Annotated in this window: 1 protein-coding gene; it reads right to left on the bottom strand. The window is 63.7% G+C overall.

Features of this window, described 5'->3' with window-relative positions; genetic code table 11:
* Window positions 1-87: 87 nt before the first annotated feature.
* Entirely contained in the window at window positions 88-1,092 is a 1,005-nt protein-coding gene (locus AC1DVR_RS23385) for a substrate-binding domain-containing protein (protein ID WP_478003024.1), read from the bottom strand.
* Window positions 1,093-1,267: the final 175 nt, after the last annotated feature.

The raw sequence follows: 1,267 nt of genomic DNA, 5'->3' as shown, positions 1-1,267 counted from the left end.
GCCCGAGCCGATTGAAACGCGAACCTGAAGTGTAGCGAGGCTCTCAAACAGAAACGACCTAAGCATCCAGGGCCAACGCGAGCGAGTTCAGCGGATCAGGCCCACGGCTTGCAAGACCGACTGTGGCGCCGGCTTGCGCCAGATGCGTTGGTAACTTTCCACGACATTGCTGCGTGTCACGACGATGCCGGGCAAGGCGATCCAGGCCGGGGTTGGCCGGCCGAGCAGCGTCAGGATCGTTGTCTGCGCTGCGGCGACCCCCTGCAAATAAGGTTGTTGCGCCGCAATCACCGAAAAGGGTGCGCCCTGCGCTAGGCCGATCGCAACCTCCTCGCCCAAATCTACGGTGGCGATGGGAATAGGCCGTGACTTGTCCCGCAGAACCTCGGCGGCTTTCAGCGCGGGCGTGTCCCAGACCACAAAAAGCCCTGCCAGATCTGGATATGCTGCCAGCATCGCCTGGGTGCGGCGGGTGGCTTCGTCGATCCGGCCGAAGGCGTCTTGTCGGATGGTCACGTCGGGGCGATGGGCCCGCATCCATTTGGCAAAGGCCACTTCACGCTCATTGGTTGCGAAGAAATCCGCCGCATAGCCAAGAAGCCCGACTTCGGCGCCTTGCGGCAGACGTGGCGACAGACCTTCGGCCGCGATCTTGCCAAGGCCGAAATTGTCGGCGGAGACCAGCGTTCCGTAATGCTGTCCCGGCAGCAGTCCGGTGGGGACATTGTCCAGCAGGACCAGCTTGATGCCGGCATCAGCGAGGCGCGCGTGGGCGAAGGCCACTTCTTCATTCGCCACTGGCAACGAGATGATGGCATCCGGCTTTTGCGACAGCAGCCTGTCCAGCGCCTCGACCTGCGCCAAGGGCGAGAAAGCGCAGTCGATGACATGGGTCACCGCCGTGCCGCAATCGCCAAATCTTCCGACCATTCCAGACAGTTGCTGGCTTGCCCAGTCGCTGTCGAGCGTATGCATCACGACTGCCACGCGAAAGCCGCGCGCCTTGGCGGCAGCGCGGTCCTCTGGCAGCAGGGTCACGCGTTCAGGCGGGGCGGCGCGCTCGCCATGGGGGCCGAGGCCGGAGATGGTCATGGCGCACCTTTTCTTGGGGGCGGGACAGAGACTGGCGGTGGCGGGGTGATGTCGAGGCCAGCACGGAAGGCAACAAAGCCGGGATGCTTAAGGGGACTGCCCTGCATCACCCAATCTTTCAGGAAACCGGGCGCAAACAGCAATTCAGCACCCACGCGTGCCGCACCCACCAGAC

Source organism: Rhodobacter sp. P2_H5 (assembly GCF_056403335.1).
Note: the sequence above shows the minus strand (reverse complement) of the source record. Positions and strands in the feature narration are given on the sequence as shown.